Below are 15,441 nucleotides of genomic sequence, written 5' to 3'. Positions count from 1 at the left end.
ATCAATCCTTTAAAAATGCTAGAATTTCATGAGGCACCAGATTGCTCACATCACCTCCGTGCGAAATGATAGAGCGGACTATAGAACTTGAAATAAAGGCATTTTTGAGATTTGGCATTAAATAAACGGTTTCAAATTCTTTCCAAAGTGCATTGTTTGCATAACCAATTTGCAATTCATATTCAAAATCACTCACAGCTCTCAACCCTCGTATCACTGTATTAATACGCAGTTGTTTTGCTAAATCGACAAGCAAATTTTCAAAGCTGATGATTTCTACATTTTCCAAATTTTTTGTAGCTAAAATTGCAAGTTCTTTGCGTTTTTCTAAACTAAAATAGGGGCTTTTATGCTCACTTTTTGCAATAGCTACAACAACTTTATCAAAGATTTTTAAAGCTCTAATGATCACATCTAAATGTCCATTTGTAATGGGATCAAAAGTCCCCGGATACAGACAAGTCATAAATTCTCCCTCGTTTTAAAATGCCATATTTTACTCAAAAACGACTTAAATTAATTTTTATATACAGCTTAAATTAAAGATTTATCGATAAATTATCCCTCCCATTTTTTAAATAAATTATGTTTGATTTTAAGTAAGTCAAGCCATTTTCCCACGATAAAATTTTCTAAATCTTCTAAATTTTTTACCCCGCTATAACTTGCATAAATAGGAGGTGCGATACAAACGCCTTGCAGACTTAATTTTGTCATTTGTTTTAAATTTAAAAAACTAAAAGGCATTTCTCTCACTCCTAAGATGAGTTTTTTTTGCTCTTTTAAAGCCACAGCACAGGCTCTTGTAAGCAAGGTATCGCTTATTCCTGCGTGAATTTTAGCAAGGGTTGAAAGAGAACAAGGTGCAATGATGGTTTTTTTTATACCAAAAGAACCACTAGAAACGGGAGCTTTAAGGTTATTGTCTTCAAAAAAAACCACTTTTTTAAAACGTTCTTTACAAATTTTATCTAATTTTTTTTTATTTTCAGCTTCAAAACTGATTTTTGCTCCTTCTGTAATAATGCAAAAAACCTTAGCTTTTTTTTCTAAATTGTCAAGCAATTTTAATCCCAAATGAACGCTACTTGAACCAGAAATTCCAAGAAGTATTTTCATTGCAATAATATCCTATTTTTTCCTATAACAATGCCTTGCATCACTTTTCCTTCTTTATTTTTAGCACGGATTTTTTCATTTAAATCTCCGCTATTTAAGGCAATAAGCTCGATTAAAACATCAATTCCTTCATCTTTTAACACCCCGATGATAGGATCATTTTTTTTAATCAAAGCGTTAATCTTAAACATATTTTCTTTTAAAATGGTGTTTTTTCTAATATTAGTTTTAGCAATAAGATTGTGTGTGTCTTCTAAAGAAAGAGCATTAAGAGGCATTTTATCAAAGTCGATTAAAACCCCTTTATAGTGTAAAGCTTCTAATTTATCACCTTTTTTTATAGCACTTGTGCTTTTTACCACTTCTAAATAGGCTTTAATAAAATATTTAAAAAAAATATTTTTTTGCTCATTCTTTGCGGTTTTAAATTCTGCACGTCCAAAGCCTATGGAACGATTGAATTTTGCATCAGCTAATCTTAAAAATTCATATTCTTCAAAATCTTTAGGCAAAGAAGAGATTTTTAAATCGATTGTTTTAATTGCAATTTTAGGGAAATTATTTGTAAATTCTTTAGTCAATGCAATTTTAATTTGGTCTAAATTACCCGCACTTGCATAACTTAACAAAATAAAAAGAAATAAAAATACCTTATTCATAAAAATCCTAAATGAAATTTCCGTATTTTACTCTTTTAAATTTAATAAAAATCCCTTTAAATCCTTAAAATTTCAAATTCAAAAGGTTGGAATGACTGAACCTTGATATTTTTGTTCGATGAATTCTTTAATTTTTGGGCTATGCAAAAGTTCTTTAATGATTTTAGTTTTTTCATTATTTTCATCGCCTTTTCTTACAGCAATAACAATTGCATAGGGGCTGTCTTTATCCTCGATGAAAAGTCCATCTTTTGGAGGATTTAAACCAGCTCCTAAGGCATAATTTGTAGGGATAATAGCCAAAGCAGTATCCTCCAAAGCTCTTGGAAGTTGAGCAGCTTTAAGCTCTACAAATTCAAGTTTTTTAGGATTATCCACAATATCAAGCGGAGTTTTTAAAGCACTATCATTAAGTTTAATCAGTCCTGTTTTTTCTAAAAGTTCTAAGGCACGGCTTTCATTGGTTGGGTCATTTGGGATAGAAACTTTTATGCCATTTGGCACTTCTTTAATGCTTTTAATTGAGCGAGAATAAATCGCCATAGGCACAAGAAGCACATTTTCAACACTGACGAGATGAGTGTTTTTATTTTTATTGAAATCATCTAAAAAAGGTTGATGTTGATAAAAATTTGCATCGAGTTCTTTTTCACTCAAGGCTACATTAGGTAAAATATAATCTGTAAATTCTTTTACTTCTAAATTCCAGCCCCTATCTTTAAATAAAGATTTAGCAAAATGAAGAATTTCAGCATGCGGGGTAGGAGTTGCTCCTATGATGATGGTTTTATCATTTGCTAAAAGCAAATTAAAACAAAACACTAAAACTAAAAATATTTTATACGTTTTCATATTTATCCTTTATTAAAATTTATTCTTTTAAAAAGCGGGAATGAGTATATTTTCATAGTTTTTATTGATGAAAGTTTTAAATTCATCACTTCTTAATATCTCATCAATCACTTTTGTTTTTGGAGAATCTTTATCCTCACTACGAATAACCACATAATTGATATAGCGGCTGTCTTTATCCTCTCTAAAAATAGAATCTTTTACAGGATTTAAACCAGCTTCTAAAGCATAGTTTGAATTGATTGCACAAAGTTCAACATCCTCCAAAGCTCTTGGAAGTTGAGCAGCTTTAAGCTCTACAAATTCAAGTTTTTTAGGATTATCCACAATATCAAGCGGAGTTTTTAAAGCACTATCATTAAGTTTAATCAGTCCTGTTTTTTCTAAAAGTTCTAAGGCACGGCTTTCATTGGTTGGGTCATTTGGGATAGCGATTTTAGAACCAACTTTTAATTCTTTTAAATTTTTAATTTTCTTGCTATAAATTCCCATAGGAGCTATAACAATAGGGGTTATAGCAATGAGATTTGTATTGTGATTTTTATTGTATTGCTCTAAAAAAGGCTTGTGCTGATAAAGGTTTGCATCAAGTTCTTTTGCAGCAAGAGCGGTATTTGGTAAAATATAATCTGTAAATTCTACAATTTTAAGATTATAGCCCCTAGCCCTAAAATTTTCTTCATTTGCTTGTACTAAAATTTTAAAAGGATTTGGAGTAACCCCTATAATGATGGTTTTATCATCATTTGCAAAAAGGAAAGAAGCTATAAAAGCTAGAGATAAAAAGATTCTTTGAATCGCTTTTATCATTTCATTTTTCTCATAAAATCTCTAGCATTAAAAGGCAGGAATAACAGAGCCATTGTATTTTTCAAGGATAAATTTTTTAACTTTATCACTTTGAATGGCTTTGATTAAAGCCTTTGTTTTAGGGCTGTTTTCATTTCCTTCCTTGACAACAAGCACATTAACATAAGGACTTTCTTTGTCTTCAATGAATACAGAATCTTTCACAGGATTTAAATTTGCAGAGAGAGCATAATTTGAATTGATAATGGCAAAATCTGCATCATCTAAAGCCCTTGGAAGTTGAGCGGGTTTAAGCTCTGCAAATTTGATTTTTTTAGGATTATCCACAATATCAAGTGGAGTTTTTAAAGCATTATCATTAAAACTTGCAAGTCCAGCTTTAGCGATAATATCCAAAGCACGGCTTTCATTGGTTGGGTCATTTGGGATAGCAATGCTTATACCTTCTTTTATATCGTTAAAATTTTTATATCTTTTAGAATAAACCGCCATAGGTTCAATATGCACAGAGGCTACTTTGACAAGTTTCGTGCCTTGATTTTTATTAAATTCCTCTAAATAAGGTATGTGTTGAAAGAAATTTGCATCGACTTCACCATTATCTGTTGCAAGATTTGGTAAGACATAATCTGTAAATTCTTTAATTTCAAGTTTGTAACCTTCTTTTTCTAAATCAGGTTTAATCTGCTCTAAAATTTCAGCGTGAGGAACGGGAGTAGCCGCAACAGAGATGATTTCTAAAGCATTTAAATTTAAACCCAAACCTAAAAGACTCGCTATAAGTAAAGACTTAATTTTCATTTGATTTCCTTTTTTAACCTTTGTAATTTTTTTAACTATGATTTTAGAATTCAATCTAAAATCACTCCAATAAATCAACTCTTGATTTAATATAAGATTAAATGATTACGGCAAAAATTCTACTATAAAAAAGCTTAATTTCTTTTGAGTTTATAGAGTAAAGATAAAATTAAAAAAACAAATACTATGGCTTCAAAAAAGATTGCTTCATCATTATAAATCGAAAAAAGCATTTTGATAAAAAGTAGCAAACTTATTGTTATGAAGATGAAAATTTCTCTATTGTTTTTTGCCCATATATAAAATAAATTGCCTAAAATTTGAACCATTTGCACCAAAACCAATAAAATTACCACAGTTTGTATCATAACTTCTTTATTAAAACGTTCATAACCATAGCGAATGGCAACATCGCCAAGTCCTCCGCCTCCAACCGTTCCAGCAAGAGCCGAAAAACCTATAGTAAAAATCAAAGTAAGAGTAAGACCGCTGATAATACTCGGTAGAGCTTCAACAAAAATCACCCTAAAGATGATTTGAAAATTATTTGCACCAAAAGATTTTGCAGCTTCTATCACTCCTTTATCCACTTCTTTAAATGCACTTTCTAACATTTTAGCCAGATAGGGAGCTATTCCTATGGCTAAAGGCACGGTAGCTGCTGCTGTTCCTATGCTTGTTCCAACTATGATTTTAGAAAGAGGCAAAAGTACGACAATCAAAATGAGAAAAGGAAAGGCACGCAAAATATTTGTGATGAAATCTAAAATCGCATAGGCGGTTTTATTTTCTTTAATGCCTTCTTTACCCCAAACGGCAAGTAAAATTCCCGGAATAATCGCAAGTAAAAATCCGACAAAAACCGACACCAAACTCATAAAAATCGTTTCATCTAAAGCTTGTTTGAGTATATTTTGATAGTTTTGATTGAAAGTGTAAATGGAATTTAAACTGACCTCTTTAATGGCTTCTAAAGAACTTTCATTGAGAAATTTTTCAATGCGTCCAAAAAAATCGCTTAAAGCTTTTAAATTCTCATTCATCAGCCATCTCCCATAAAACACCGCTTTTTTCTATGTATTCTAAGACACTTTGCTTGTCTTTTTCATTGATATTGATGACTAAATTTCCCACTGCAGTGTTATTGAGTTTTTCTATCCTGCCCCAAACTATGCTAAAATCGATATTTAAAGCCCTTGCCATATGAGTAACTATACTATTTTGTGCAATTTCTTTAGGGAAATAAAGACGAATATTTATTCCATTTTTAGGTAAAAATTCACTCTCGCCTAAAAATTCTTTCATCTTAGCATTTGGTTTTAAAAAAAGTTCATCAATTGCACCCTGACCGATAATCTGTCCGTGTTCAAGCAAAACGGCTTTTTTAGCAATATCCTTAACCACTTCCATTTCGTGAGTGACCAAAACAACGCTGATTCCAAATTCTGCATTGATTTGAGCAATCAATTCTAAAATATTCTTAGTTGTATTAGGATCAAGGGCTGAAGTGGCTTCATCACTCAATAAAATTTTAGGATTTAAGGCTAAGGCTCTTGCTATCGCGACTCTTTGCTTTTGCCCTCCGCTTAGTTCCTTAGGATAGGCTTTAAGTTTATTTGAAAGCCCTACAATGTCTAAAAGCTCATTGACTCTTTGTTTTATTTTTTCTTCACTCAAATATGCTTTTTTAAAAAGTTTTGAGTAAAATTTTGAGCTTGTATAATGCACTCTTAAGGGCATTGCAACATTTTCAAATACAGATTTTCGGTTCATCAAAGCAAAATTTTGAAAAATCATTCCTATATCTTTTCTAAGATTGATGAGTTCTTTAGGATTGTTTTGAGTTAAATTTTTAACATCAAGTCCAAGCACTTCAAGCTTTCCTTCTTGATATTCTTCAAGAGCATTAATGCATCTTAAAAGCGTGGATTTCCCTGCACCGCTGTGCCCAACAATGGCATAAATTTCTCCTTTTTTTATCTCCAAAGAAACATCATTAATCACAAGGTCTTTACCATAATATTTTTTTAAATTTTGAATTTTAATCAAGTTTAACCCTTTAAATAACCAAGCTCCGCTTCGATTTTTTCAAGCTGATTTTTTAAATTTTCTAAGGCAGTTTTATTTTGTTTGACCACTTCTAAAGGTGCATGAGCTAAGAATTTTTCATTATTTAACATAGAATCGAGTTTTGCACTTTCTTTACTGATTTTTTCTTTTTGTTTTTCAAGTCTTGAAATCATAGCACTAAGGTCTATATTTTCAAGAGCGATAAAAATTTCTAAATTTTCACTCACATCGCAAATGGCTTTTTGTAATTTTTCGTTTATAAATTCTATCTCTTCACATTTAGCAAGTAAGGTGATAAAATTCTTATATTGATTGAGTTCTTGTTCTTGTTTTGAATCATTGAGCTTGATGAAGGCTTTTTGAATTTTAGAATTCCCAAGTTCAACCAAACTTTTTGCACGTCTTATGCTGACAATACTTTCTATAAGTAAAGAAAAAATTTTTTCTATATTTTCATCTTTATCTTTAAAATCGGGGTATTTACTTATCATTATCGAAGGGGCATTTTCAAGCTTACTTGCACTTAAAAGATGATATAAATATTCGCTGATAAAAGGCATAAAAGGGCTTAAAAGCCTTAAGGCTTCTTTGAAAATGCTTCCCAATTCCTTAACACTTGATTTTTCAGCCTTACTTAATTCTATACCCCAATCGCAAAAATCATCCCAAAAGAATTTATATAAAGTATTTGCCGCATCATTAAAACGATAATGGTCTAAATTTTCCCTTGTTTGCCCAATGCATTCTATGAATTTAGCATACATGTATTTTCCTAAAGGACTTTGAATTTCTATCTTGTCTAAATCCTCAAAATGTTTTTGATTTAAAAGCAAATAATGAGCTGCGTTATAAATTTTGTTTGTGAAATTTCTTACCTGTAAAAGCTTTTCATTGCTTAATTTTATGTCTCTTCCTTGTATGGCTAATAAAGCAAGAGTAAAACGCAAAATATCCGCACTATACTCTTGAATGCTTTCATTAGGATTTATCACATTTCCAAGACTTTTACTCATTTTTCTGCCTTGTTCATCTTTAACTAAGGCATGGAGATAAATATCTTTAAAAGGGAGAATTTTTAAGGCATTTGTGCTTTGAAACATCATTCTAGCGACCCAAAAAAACAAAATATCAAAGCCTGTAATCAATAAAGAATTAGGATAAAATTCTTTCAAATCATCTTCAAACCAAAGTTCATTTTTACCCCAATTTCCATTTCCCCAGCCCAAAGTACTCATCGCCCAAAGTCCCGATGAAAACCAAGTATCGAGCACATCAGGGTCTTGAGTGAAATTTTTATTTTTACATTTTGGACAAAATTCAGGTTCATCTTCACTTGCCCACTCATAGGAGCATTCACAATAATACACAGGAATTTGATGCCCCCACCAAAGCTGCCTTGAGATGCACCAAGGTTTTAAATCCTTCATCCAAGCATTAAAGCTATTAATCCAATGACTCGGATAAAATTTACTCTCACCTAAGGCAACCTTTTCAATACTCTCTTTAGCAATCTCTTTTTTAACAAACCATTGTTTTGAAATATAAGGTTCGACTATATTATTACAACGATAGCAGTATCCCACTTGATTCGTATGTTCTTCTATCCTTTCAATAAAACCTAAATTTTGGAGTTTTTGCACGATTTTTTCGCGAGCTTTTAATCTTTCTAAACCTTGAAATTCTAAACAATGCTCATTTAAAATTCCTTTTTCATCAAAAACACTGATGAATTCTAAATTATGCCTTAAGCCCACTTCATAATCATTCATATCATGTGCTGGAGTCACCTTCACCACTCCCGTTCCAAAACTCTTATCAACATAATCATCAGCAATGATTTTAATCGTTTTTTTACTCAAAGGCAAAATCAATTCTTTGCCTATAAAGGCTTGATATCTTTCATCATCCGGATGAACCATGACAGCCGTATCACCAAAAAAGGTTTCAGGTCTTGTGGTTGCAACAACAAGAAAGTCTTCGCTGTCTTTTAAAAAATATTTTATATGATAGAGTTTGCCTTTGTTCTCTTTATATGTAACTTCTATATCACTTAAGGCTCCGTCATGAGTGCACCAATTAATCATATAATTTCCGCGCTCAATCAATCTCTTATCATAAAGTTCCACAAAAGCTTTTCTTACAGCATTTACAAGCCCTTTATCCATAGTAAAACGCAAACGACTCCACGCTGGAGTAATTCCAAGCGTCCTCATCTGCTCTAAAATCTTTCCTTCGCTTTGTTCTTTCCATTCCCATATTTTTTGGATGAATTTTTTTCTGCCAAGTTCTTCTTTTTTAATGCCCTGTGCTAAAAGTTGTTTTTCCACAACATTTTGAGTTGCGATTCCCGCGTGGTCCAGTCCGGGTTGATAGAGAGTTTTGTAGCCGTCCATTCTTTTATAGCGAGTCATAATGTCTTGCAAAGTAAAAGTTAAGGCATGTCCTATGTGCAAACTGCCTGTAACATTAGGTGGTGGCATCATAATGCAAAAATTCTTACCTTCTTTTTGAAGGGATTGATTTGAATCAATCTCAAAATACCCTCGTTCTTCACAAAGTCTGTAGTATTTTTTTTCTATACTCTTATCATACATAATATTTAACCTTAAATTTAACTTTTACAAAGGATTAAATTTTATCCCTTGTAAATATTTTTTTAATAAAGAGACATATTTGTCTATTTTTTTGAATCAATTTGAATGATTTCGCAGAATGGGAAAAAGTATTGTGCTTTATCGAGTCCATTTTTTAGGCTTTTTATATGTTTTGAAAAATGACTTCCCTTGGCATCGGTTTTGATTTGAAAATTAACCCTTTCTATAACCTCTTCTCTTTTGACATTTTTATTGATATTTTCAGGCTCATTCAAATAAGGTTTGAGTTTGTCCATACTTATATGTTTGTAAGATTTTTTTCTGTCTGAAAAAATGATGTCTTTATTATAAATTGTTACACTCATTTCACTTTGAGGCAACATTTCTATAAAAACACTTAAATTATAGTCTTTTGAGCGATTTTGCACAGGTTCAAGCATATCTTTTAAAAGATTAATCCTATAATCACTCAAAGCCTTACCATCGACTACATAAACTTTAAGGGTTTCAGAGCTTAATTGTGGCTCTAAACGACTATCCTTACCTCTTTGTTGATATTCTTTTATGGTGCTTAGTTTGCCTTTAGTTTTTTGTGAATTTGAAACAAGTTTTAAAGGATTTGTGTCTTTGTTTGATTTTGGAGTGTTTTTGTTTTCTGAAATTTTTTCTGTTTGAGTTTGCTCTTTTTCATTTTTTTGCGGAATTTGAGTTTTTAAATTTTCTTGAACGTTTTGAGAATTTTGTTCTTCTATCACAGGAGTGTTTTCTTGTGTAGAACTTGTATTTTGCTCATTTAAATCCCTTTGTGCGTCAATCGATGGAACGTTTAATGGAATGCTCGTCTGTTCTTGAGTATTTTGCGGAGTGTTTTGCTTATAATTTTCTGTGGTGTTAGAATAAGAATAATTTGGTGTATTTGATGTTGCAGAATATTCAAAAAGGTAATAATAAGTCCCTCCAAGAAGAGCTATAACTGCTATAAAAATTGCAACCAAAATAGAAAAAACTTTAACGTTCATTGTTTAATTCCTTAAAAATTTTGAAATTTTAGTTATTATTATACACAAAGAAAAGTAAAAATTTGTATTTTTTAAGCAAATTTTTTTTATAATTTTAGCTTTTTTAAGGACAAAAAATGCCTCTTTCGCGATTAAACGAAGAACAATTAAAAGCAGCAACTGCAAACTTTGGACACAATCTTATCATTGCAAGTGCAGGTACAGGTAAAACCTCGACTATTGTTGCAAGGATTGCATATCTTTTAAAACAAGGCATAAGAGCCGAAAAAATTATGCTTTTAACCTTTACAAATAAAGCAAGTAAAGAGATGATTCATCGTTTAAGCTATCATTTTGATAAAAATATTATAAAAAAAATCCTTGCTGGAACTTTTCACAGCGTTGCTTATACTTTACTTAAAAATTCTAATAAAAATTTAGCCTTAAAACAGGCTTCAGAATTAAAAATTTTACTCAAAAGTCTTTATGAAAAAAGGACATTCAGACATTTAAGTGAGATAAAACCTTATGGGGCAAGTTATCTTTATGATTTATATTCTTTATTTCAAAACAAAAACACTCAAGGAGATTTTTATACTTGGTTTTGCAAAAATTACGAAGAGCAAAGCATTTATGCAGAAATTTATGAAGATATTTTTAAAGAATATGAAGAAGAAAAAATAAGATTTAATTATGTGGATTTTAATGATTTATTAATAAATCTTAAACAGCTCTTAAAAATTCAAAAATATGAATTCGATGAAATTTTAGTCGATGAGTATCAGGATACAAATGCTTTGCAAAGTTCATTGATTGAAGCTTTTGAGAGTAAGAGTCTTTTTTGCGTGGGAGATTATGATCAAAGCATTTATGCTTTTAATGGAGCAGATATTAGCATTATCGGTGGATTTAAGCAACGTTTTAAGGATGCACAAATTTTTTCTTTAAATAAAAATTACCGCTCCTCGAGAAGTATTTTAGCTTTGGCTAATAAAGTCATTTTAAACAATGAAAGATTGTATCCAAAAGAACTTATCGTTACAAGAAATGATGAATTTAAAGCCCCTACCTTGCTTAGTTTTGATGAAAGTTTTGAGCAATATGAGCATATTGCTCAAATGATTCTTACAAGTGGGGTGAGTTTTGAAAATATTGCCGTTATTTTTCGTAACAATTCAAGTGCTGATGGTTTAGAAGTTGCTTTAAGAGAACGAGGAATTGCTAGTGTGAGAAAAGGAAGTGGAAGTTTTTTTGAGAGTTTAGAGGTCAAAGCTTTTTGTGCAATGTTAGCCCTTGTGATAAATCCTAAGGATATTATGGCATTTATTCATTTGATGACATACACTAAGGGGGTTGGAAATGTTTTGGCTAAAGAGCTTTTTGATGCTTTGCTTAAATTAGGACGGGGGAATTTGATTCAAGGTTTTTTAAATCCGGATAAAAATGTGAATTTAAAAAGCGAAAAAAAGAACAATTATGATTTAGGGCTTTTTGCTGATTTGGATGAATTTGCGAGTGAAAAACGTTTTGTTTTAGAGAGTGAATTTAACACTCATCCGATTTTAAAACTTTCTAAAATCAATGAAGAATGTGCTAAAAATTTAGAAAAAATTTATATTTTTATTCAAAAAACAAATGAAAATCACCATTCTTTAAATGTCATCAATGAGCTTTGCGATAATGCTTTTTTTAAAGAAATTTGCGAAACACTTGCAATCAAAAGGGCTACAAACAAAGCGGGACAAATTGACTTGCTAAGAAAAAGCGAAAATTTAGAAAAAATTTCTTCTAAATTAGCGGTTTTAAAAGAATTGAGTAAAAATTACAGCGATATTTATAGTTATTATAATTTTTTGACTCTAGGTTCAAATGAAATGAACAATAGCAAAGGTGTTAATCTGTTGAGCATTCATGCGAGTAAGGGTTTGGAATTTGATATGGTTTTTGTTGTGGATTTGGCACAGGGTCGTTTTCCAAATCAAAAACTTATGGCAACAAGCGGGAGTTTAGAAGAGGAACGCAGACTTTTTTATGTTGCTGTAACAAGGGCTAAAAATATTCTTTATCTAAGTTATGCTAAGTATGATAGAAATAAAAAAGCAAATTATGCCCCTTCGTGTTTTCTTATCGAAGCGGGATTTATCGATAAAAATTCATCTTAAATTTTTTAGAATAAGGGCGTTGTATCTTAATCAATGCTTGAATTTTATTACAAAAATTTTATAATTCTTTTAACAAAATAAGATACAAATTAACTTTTATCTGCTAGAATTGCAAACTAACTCAAAAATTTAAAAAATAAAAGGAGAAAAAATGAGTTCAGTAACCTTTAAAGGAAATAAAATTACACTTAAAGGACAAAATTTAGAAGTTAATGATAAAGCACCTGTTGTAAAACTTAAGGCAAAAGATTTGAGTGTGGTTGAGATTGGCACTGCAGGTAAAACTCAAATTTTACTTTCTATGCCAAGTTTAGATACCGCTGTCTGTGCAACTGAAGCAAGAGAATTTAACAAAAAAATTTCATCTTATCCGGGAGCTGAAGTTATCGTTATAACTCTTGATTTGCCTTTTGCTATGGGAAGATTTTGTAGCACTGAAGGCATTGATAATTTGATTGTTGGAAGCGATTTTTTAGCAAAAGAATTCGGTGAAAAATATGGAGTTTTAATTGGAGATGGTCCTCTTGAAGGTTTGCTTGCTAGAGCTATTTTTGTTGTGAAAGATGGAAAGATTGCCTATAAAGATATAGTAAGCGAAGTAACTAACTTACCAGACATTTCTAAACTTGATGCTTTCTTTGCAAATAAAGGCGGTTGCGGTTGCGGTTGTTCTCACTAAACGGCGGGAATTTTCCCGCTTTTAAAAACCTGATTTTGTTTTTTATAAAAATTCTTAATTATTGTATTTAAATGGGTATTTGGATTTCTATTAATGAAATCTCGATTTTTAAAATGAAAAATAAAATTGATTTTAAATCAAACAAAATTATAATACATTTTTTGCTTAGAATTTAAAAATAAATTTATATTTTAAATAAAATTTTCCATTTTTTATATTTTATTTTAATACTTTAAAGATATTTTTAAAGACATAAACCTTTTGTAATTAAAATTAAATATTTAAAAAGCTGCATAAACAAAAGCCTCTAAAAATCATCTTTTTAACAGCGATAAAATAGGTAAAACCATTTGTATTTATTATTAATATATTATAATGTGAAATCTACATTACATCAAAATTAAAACCACTTAATATATTTACCCTAATATCTAATTTAATATTGCGTTTTTATAGTGTGTGCAACAATTTTATAAATTTTAAAAGAATTTAGATAAACTCATATTTCAAAAGCGTGTTTTGATGTAATGGCTTGTTTTAAACAAGATTCTTCTTTTAGAATGTCTATAAAAAACAACAGAGAGATTAAAAATTAAATTTTGTGTTTAAATTTAACAATATTATAAGTTTCTTTAAAATAAGGCTTCATTAAATAATCAAGTTAATCATACTTTTTAATATTTTAAAAAATATGAGTTACAAAACTTTAAAAAATTCATCAAAGATTAAGCCCATTTTAAGGCTTAATCTGACTAAAAATTCTATCATTCGACTTCAGCATCAATTATATCGTCATCTTTCTTCTTTTTATCTCCCGCTTTATTTTCATCTTTTTTATACATAGTTTCTGCAAGTTTATGCGAAACATCGCTCAAAGCTTTCATCTTTGCTTCAATCTCCTCTTTACTTGCTTCCTGATTGTTAAGAGTTTGCCTTAAATCATCAAGGGACTTTTGTATATTTTCTCTGTCTTCATTCGCGATTTTTTCACCGAGTTCATTTAAAGATTTTTCAACTTGATGAGCCAAAGAATCTGCTGAATTTCTAGCATCTACCGCTTCTTTGCGTTTTTTATCTTCTTCTTTATGCAATTCAGCATCTTTAACCATATTATTAATCTCTTCTTCACTAAGACCGCTTGAACCTGTGATTTTAATCTCTTGAGCCTTACCCGTAGCTTTATCTTTAGCTGAAACGGTTAAAATTCCATTCGCATCAATATCAAAAGTAACTTCAATTTGTGGCATACCTCTTGGAGCCGGTGGAATTCCTTCAAGATTAAAATTTCCTAAAGATTTATTATCGCGACTGAATTCTCTCTCTCCTTGCAAAACATTGATAGTAACGGCATTTTGATTGTCTTCTGCAGTTGAAAAAACTTGTTCTTTTTTGGTTGGAATGGTTGTGCCTTTTTCGATAATCTTAGTCATCACACCTCCTAAAGTTTCAATACCCAAAGAAAGCGGAGTAACATCGAGTAAAAGCACATCTTTTACATCACCTTTTATGACCGCACCTTGAATCGCTGCTCCAATGGCTACAACTTCATCAGGATTGACCGATTTATTTAAATCTTTACCAAATGCCTTTTTCACTTCATCTTGCACCAAAGGCACACGGGTAGAACCGCCCACCATAACAATTTCTTTAACTTCATCTTTTTTAAGTCCTGCATCTTTGACGACTTCATTGATTTTAGTAATGGTTTCAGCAACCAAGCCCTCTATCATTGATTCAAATTTAGCCCTTGTTAAAGTTTTAGTAAGGTGTTTTGGACCACTCGCATCGGCTGTAATAAAAGGCAAATTGATATTTGTTTCATTTGCAGAGCTAAGCTCTTTTTTAGCATTTTCAGCAGCTTCTTTAAGTCTTTGTAAAGCCATCACATCATTTTTAAGATCAATTCCTGTTTCATTTTTAAATTCAGTTGCTAAAAAATCTATGAGTTTATTATCAAAATCGTCTCCGCCCAAAAAGGCATTTCCGCCCGTAGCCAGAACCTCTACAACATTATCACCTGTTTCAAGCACAGTAACATCAAAAGTTCCGCCACCTAAATCATAAACCACAATCTTTTCAGAGTCTTTTTTATCCAATCCATAGGCTAAAGCCGCTGAAGTCGGTTCATTGATGATTCTAAGCACATTTAAACCCGCTATCGTTCCAGCTTCTTTAGTCGCCTTTCTTTGAGCATCATTAAAATACGCAGGCACCGTAATGACCGCATCAACAACTTTTTCTCCTAAAAAAGCTTCCGCATCTTCTTTAAGTTTCATCAAAACCTTAGCAGAAATTTCTTGTGGAGTGTAAATTTTACCCGCAATCTCAATTGCACAAGCACCATTTCTTTCAGTAATATGATAAGGAAGTCTATTTTTAGCCTCTTTAGCCGCATCTTCATTAATCATCAAACCCATAATTCTCTTAATCGAATAAATGGTTTTTTCAGGATTCGTTACAGCTTGACGCTTTGCACTATCGCCGACTAGAATTTCGCCTTTATCTGTAAAAGCCACGATAGAAGGAGTGGTGTTTTTACCTTCTTTATTTGGTATCACTTTACTTTCGCCACGTTCATACACAGCAACACAAGAATTTGTTGTTCCTAAATCTATACCTATAACTTTACTCATTTTTTATCCTTTTTTATCCTTAAATATTAAATTGACTCATTTAAAAAATGGTCTTATTTTCCAT

Annotated in this window: 13 protein-coding genes; 2 read left to right on the top strand and 11 right to left on the bottom strand. The window is 31.1% G+C overall.

Features of this window, described 5'->3' with window-relative positions; genetic code table 11:
- Position 1: 1 nt before the first annotated feature.
- From coaD to CCUN_RS04475, 10 genes are all read right to left on the bottom strand, one after another.
- Positions 2–466 (bottom strand): pantetheine-phosphate adenylyltransferase, encoded by a 465-nt coding sequence (gene coaD, locus CCUN_RS04520; RefSeq protein WP_027306451.1) that lies wholly within the window; start codon positions 464–466, stop codon positions 2–4.
- Positions 467–558: 92 nt separating this feature from the next.
- The gene (locus CCUN_RS04515) at positions 559–1,119 is read right to left on the bottom strand and encodes a UbiX family flavin prenyltransferase (RefSeq protein WP_027306452.1); all 561 of its coding nucleotides are present in this window, start codon (positions 1,117–1,119) and stop codon (positions 559–561) included.
- The gene (gene flgA, locus CCUN_RS04510; RefSeq protein ID WP_027306453.1) at positions 1,116–1,778 is read right to left on the bottom strand and encodes a flagellar basal body P-ring formation chaperone FlgA; all 663 of its coding nucleotides are present in this window, start codon (positions 1,776–1,778) and stop codon (positions 1,116–1,118) included. Before flgA ends, CCUN_RS04515 begins: the two co-directional genes overlap by 4 nt.
- A 78-nt stretch (positions 1,779–1,856) precedes the next feature.
- Positions 1,857–2,630, bottom strand: a complete 774-nt coding sequence (locus CCUN_RS04505) for a MetQ/NlpA family ABC transporter substrate-binding protein (protein ID WP_027306454.1) — start codon at positions 2,628–2,630, stop codon at positions 1,857–1,859.
- Positions 2,631–2,657: 27 nt separating this feature from the next.
- On the bottom strand, positions 2,658–3,437 hold the full coding sequence (locus CCUN_RS04500; RefSeq protein WP_415270582.1) for a MetQ/NlpA family ABC transporter substrate-binding protein: 780 nt from the start codon (positions 3,435–3,437) through the stop codon (positions 2,658–2,660).
- A gap of 30 nt (positions 3,438–3,467) precedes the next feature.
- On the bottom strand, positions 3,468–4,241 hold the full coding sequence (locus tag CCUN_RS04495) for a MetQ/NlpA family ABC transporter substrate-binding protein (protein ID WP_027306456.1): 774 nt from the start codon (positions 4,239–4,241) through the stop codon (positions 3,468–3,470).
- Between the two features lie 134 nt (positions 4,242–4,375).
- Complete coding sequence (locus CCUN_RS04490) at positions 4,376–5,287, bottom strand: methionine ABC transporter permease (RefSeq protein WP_232087707.1); 912 nt, start codon at positions 5,285–5,287, stop codon at positions 4,376–4,378.
- On the bottom strand, positions 5,277–6,290 hold the full coding sequence (locus CCUN_RS04485) for a methionine ABC transporter ATP-binding protein (protein ID WP_027306458.1): 1,014 nt from the start codon (positions 6,288–6,290) through the stop codon (positions 5,277–5,279). Before CCUN_RS04485 ends, CCUN_RS04490 begins: the two co-directional genes overlap by 11 nt.
- Positions 6,291–6,292: 2 nt before the next feature.
- Positions 6,293–8,905, bottom strand: coding sequence for a valine--tRNA ligase (locus tag CCUN_RS04480; protein ID WP_027306459.1), 2,613 nt, complete (start codon positions 8,903–8,905; stop codon positions 6,293–6,295).
- A gap of 83 nt (positions 8,906–8,988) precedes the next feature.
- A complete protein-coding gene (locus CCUN_RS04475; protein WP_027306460.1) occupies positions 8,989–9,924 on the bottom strand; it encodes a hypothetical protein in 936 nt (311 codons plus the stop codon).
- 116 nt (positions 9,925–10,040) lie between these two features.
- On the opposite strand from CCUN_RS04475, the gene CCUN_RS04470 reads away from it, so the two are divergent.
- A complete protein-coding gene (locus tag CCUN_RS04470) occupies positions 10,041–12,065 on the top strand; it encodes an ATP-dependent helicase (RefSeq protein WP_027306461.1) in 2,025 nt (674 codons plus the stop codon).
- A 151-nt stretch (positions 12,066–12,216) separates the two neighbouring features.
- Positions 12,217–12,744, top strand: coding sequence for a thiol peroxidase (gene tpx / locus CCUN_RS04465; protein WP_027306462.1), 528 nt, complete (start codon positions 12,217–12,219; stop codon positions 12,742–12,744).
- 764 nt (positions 12,745–13,508) lie between these two features.
- On the opposite strand, the gene dnaK is transcribed toward tpx, so the two are convergent.
- The gene (dnaK, locus tag CCUN_RS04460; RefSeq protein ID WP_027306463.1) at positions 13,509–15,377 is read right to left on the bottom strand and encodes a molecular chaperone DnaK; all 1,869 of its coding nucleotides are present in this window, start codon (positions 15,375–15,377) and stop codon (positions 13,509–13,511) included.
- Positions 15,378–15,441 lie beyond the last annotated feature (64 nt).

It is taken from the genome of Campylobacter cuniculorum DSM 23162 = LMG 24588, from assembly GCF_002104335.1.
Classification (GTDB): domain Bacteria; phylum Campylobacterota; class Campylobacteria; order Campylobacterales; family Campylobacteraceae; genus Campylobacter_D; species Campylobacter_D cuniculorum.
This window is presented reverse-complemented; position numbering and strand designations above follow the sequence as displayed.